Origin of the sequence: Plasticicumulans sp. (assembly GCF_035331805.1) — a bacterium.
GTDB lineage: Bacteria > Pseudomonadota > Gammaproteobacteria > Competibacterales > Competibacteraceae > Plasticicumulans.
In genome coordinates this window covers 1-3738 of record NZ_DAOLKE010000335.1, presented here as the reverse complement: position 1 = coordinate 3738, position 3738 = coordinate 1, and the positions used below count along the sequence as shown (strand labels likewise).

Genomic DNA, 3738 nt, shown 5'->3' with positions numbered 1-3738 from the left:
GCAGCGGTTTCAAGAGCGCCCGGAAAGCCGTGCATAAAAAAGCCCCGGTACAGGGGGAGGGTCCGGGGCTCCAAGACGACCCGGCAGGGGGGGCCGGGTCCGCCCGACCAGGGAGGGGATCGGGCAAGCGAAGAACATCCGCTCGATGACGATGGACGCCTGCAGGCCCGGAAAAGTTCAGCCCGGCTGCGAGCGCCGGTCGGTGACAGATTGTGTCGCAGGTCTGGCCCGTTCGATCAGGCCGCCGCCGGCGCGCTTGGCGCGGTACATCGCCGCGTCGGCGGCGGCGATCAGCGCCTCGGGCGTGGCCGCGTGCTCCGGGCAGCTGGCGATGCCGATGCTGACGCCGAGCGGCAACTCGTACGGACCGATGCGCACCGGGCCGTGCAGCGCCGCACTGATCTTCGCGGCCACGGTCATCGCGTCATCGGCGACCTGCAGGTCGGGCAGGATCACGAGGAACTCGTCGCCGCCATAGCGCGCGACCGTGTCCGCGGCCCGCACCTGCGCCTGCAGCACGCGCGCGACGTGGATCAGCACCAGATCGCCGGTCGCATGACCGTAGTGGTCGTTGATCGGCTTGAAGCCGTCGAGGTCGATGAACAGCACCGCGCAGCGGCGGCGCGCGCGCAGGCTGCGCAGCAGCGCCGATTCGAGGCGGTCGAGCGCCAGCAGCCGGTTCGGCACGCTGGTCAGCGGGTCCTGGAAGGCCATCCGCCGCAGCTGCGCCTGGCGCTCCTGCTCGGCGGTCACATCGGCGATGGTCAGCAGCGTCAGCGGCCGGCCGTGCAGGCTGATGTCGACCTCGGTGCACTGCGCCGCGAAGCGTGCGCCGTCGGGGCGCAGGCCGAGCAGCGCGTCGCGCTCCTGCTCATGGCTCAGCAGCTCGCCGACCGGGCGGCCGGTCAGTCGCCCGACCTCGACGCCGAACAGCCGCCCGAGCGCGGCATTGGCCATGACGATGCGCCGCTCGCCGTCGAGCACCGCAACGCCATCCTGCAGATGGTCGATCAGCTCGGCCAGCGCCTGGCCGGCCTGCGCCGCGGCCCGCAGCTGCTGGCGGAACAGCGAGACGATCAGCGCGAAGTTCAGCAGCGCCAGCCCGACGACCACGGCCTGCAGCAGGCGCAGCCGCACCGTGCTCGCATTCGACTGCGCCTGCATGACGCCGGTCAGGCGGTTCATGCGCACGAGCAGCATCTCGGTATCGCGCACGGCGGCGCGCTGCGCCGGCTCCAGTGCCCCCGGCGCACCGGCGAGCGCCGCCTCGATCTGCGCGGCCAGCGGCTGCCACAGCGCCCGGGCCTCGCCGACCAGCGCGCGCGCATCGCTGCCCTCCAGCGCCCGGAACGGCTGTTCGACGCCGTCGCCATCGCGCACGTGGCCGCCGGCTTCGAAGGCCGCGAGCGTCTCGCCGAACAGCTCCTTGGCGGCGCGCAGGTCGCGACGGGCCTGGGTGGCATCCTCGGGCCGGCCGAGCAGCAGCAGCGATTTGGCGATGCGCTGCGTCAGCATGCGCTGGCGGCCGGCGACGTTGATGGCCAGGGCATCGTGCTCGACCTGCCAGGTGATCCAGAAGTTGACCGCGAGCACCAGCAGGTCGAACAGCACGAACAGCGTGATGGCGGCGAGCAGGCGCGGCGAGCGTTCGGGCGCGGCGGTCGGTGCGCTCAGCATGGTCGATCGTCACTCCGGATGACGCGGGGACAACCGGCATCGGCTGCCGGTGCTGGCAGTGTGGCTGCTTCTATATGAATCCACTGTAACGATAATCGTGCTGCACCGCAGCATACGCTTTGGTCAGGGACTCGGTCAGGGACTCGCCGGGGTGGCGGGGCTGCGGCGGATTGGTCATGCTCCCGCCATCGACCCTGCGAAATACGTGGAATTCCAGATGCCGGAACTTGCACGTCTGCCCGGACGCCTGCTGATCGTCGGCTTCGGCAGCATAGGCCAGGGCGTCCTGCCGCTGATCCTGCGCCACCTCGGCGTGCGTGCGGCCGACATCCGCATCGTCAGCGCCACCGACGACGGCCGCGCCCAGGCCGAGGCCGCCGGCGCCGGCTTCTGCCGCTGCGAACTGAACCCCGACAACCTGCGCAGCGTCCTCGAACCGCTGCTGGCAGCGGGCGACTTCCTGCTGAACCTGTCGGTGGCCGTATCGTCGCTGGCGCTGGTGCGACTCTGCCGCGCACGCGGCGCGCTGTATCTCGACACCTGCATCGAACCCTGGGCCGGCGGCTACGCCGACCCGACCCTGAACCCGGCCCAGCGCAGCAACTACGCGCTGCGCGAGGCGGCCCTGGCGCTGCGCGCCGAGACCGGTCCCGGTCCGACCGCGGTGCTGACGCACGGCGCCAATCCGGGGCTGGTCAGTCATTTCACCAAGCACGCGCTGCTCGATCTGGCCCGCGATACCGGCCGGCCGGCCGCACCGCCGGTCTCGCGCGCCGACTGGGCGCGGCTCGCGCAGCGCCTCGGCGTGCGCGTGATCCACATCGCCGAACGCGACACACAGCAGCCGACGACCCCGAAACGCCCCGGCGAGTTCGTCAACACCTGGTCGATCGACGGTTTTGCCGGCGAGGGCCTGCAGCCGGCCGAACTCGGCTGGGGCAGCCACGAGCGCCGGCTGCCGCCCGACGGCCACCGGCACGCGCGCGGCTGCGATGCGGCGATCTGGCTGGCGCGGCCCGGGGCGAGCGTGCGCGTGCGCAGCTGGACGCCGCTCGCCGGCCCGTATCACGGCTACCTGATCACGCACGGCGAATCGATCTCGCTCGCCGATGCGCTGACCGTGCGCGGCCCCGGAGGCAGCGTCAGCTACCGGCCGACCGTGCATTACGCCTATCACCCCTGCGATGCCGCGCTGCTGTCGCTGCACGAGCTTGCCGGCAGCAACTGGCGGCTGCAGCCGGCGCAGCGGCTGATCGTCGACGAGATCACCGGCGGGCGCGACGAACTCGGCGTGCTGCTGCTCGGCCACGAGCGCATCGCCTACTGGTACGGTTCGCGGCTCGACGTGAGCGCCGCGCGCGCCGCCGCACCGCACAACAGCGCCACCAGCCTGCAGGTCACGGCCGGCGTGCTGGCCGGCATGGTGTGGGCGATCGAAAACCCCCGGCGCGGCATCGTCGAGCCCGAGGACATGGATCACGCCCGCGTGCTGGAGCTCGCCGCGCCGTATCTGGGCGAGCTGGTCGGGGTCTACGCCGACTGGACGCCGCTCGCCGGGCGCGGCGAGCTGTTCCCGGAAGCCACGATCGACGACGATCCCTGGCAGTTCGCCAACTTTCGCGTCGACTGAACCCTGCCCGCCTCAGGCGCGGCTCGCGCGCCACGCGGCATGGCGCAGGCGCATGTCGGCCAGCACTTCGAGATCGATCAGGCCGTCGTCGCGGATGCGCTCGTCGTAGTTCTCCCAGCCCATGAAATCATGCAGCGCGCGCAGCGTGCCGGCATCGCAGTCACCGGCGGCGTAGCCGGCGAGGAAGCCGCGCTCGTGCAGGATCGCCTGCACCTCGGCGGCGAGTTCACCGGCGAGCGGCACGAGCTGCCCGGGGTCACTGCGCAGGTAGGTGAGCCGGTAGATCGCGTACAGGCGCTCAAGCTCGGCGATCGGCGTCGGGTGGTCACAGACCGACAGCTCGCACCAGCGATCGTCGTGGCCGCCGTAGCCGCCCCCGGCACGCACGACCTTGACGGCCACGACGATCGCTGGTGCGAGCTGTCGGTCTG

The 3738-nt window shown here is 71.7% G+C and carries 3 protein-coding genes; 1 reads left to right on the top strand and 2 read right to left on the bottom strand.

Annotated elements, in window-relative coordinates:
- Window positions 1-177 precede the first annotated feature (177 nt).
- Window positions 178-1677, bottom strand: a complete 1500-nt coding sequence (locus PKE44_RS16370) for a diguanylate cyclase (RefSeq protein WP_324553316.1) — start codon at window positions 1675-1677, stop codon at window positions 178-180.
- Window positions 1678-1894: 217 nt separating this feature from the next.
- On the opposite strand from PKE44_RS16370, the gene PKE44_RS16365 reads away from it, so the two are divergent.
- Window positions 1895-3307, top strand: a complete 1413-nt coding sequence (locus PKE44_RS16365) for a saccharopine dehydrogenase C-terminal domain-containing protein (protein ID WP_324553314.1) — start codon at window positions 1895-1897, stop codon at window positions 3305-3307.
- Window positions 3308-3319: 12 nt separating this feature from the next.
- Here PKE44_RS16365 and PKE44_RS16360 read toward each other — a convergent pair.
- The coding region (locus PKE44_RS16360; protein ID WP_324553312.1) for a putative peptidoglycan binding domain-containing protein at window positions 3320-3738 on the bottom strand (419 nt) is incomplete at its 5' end.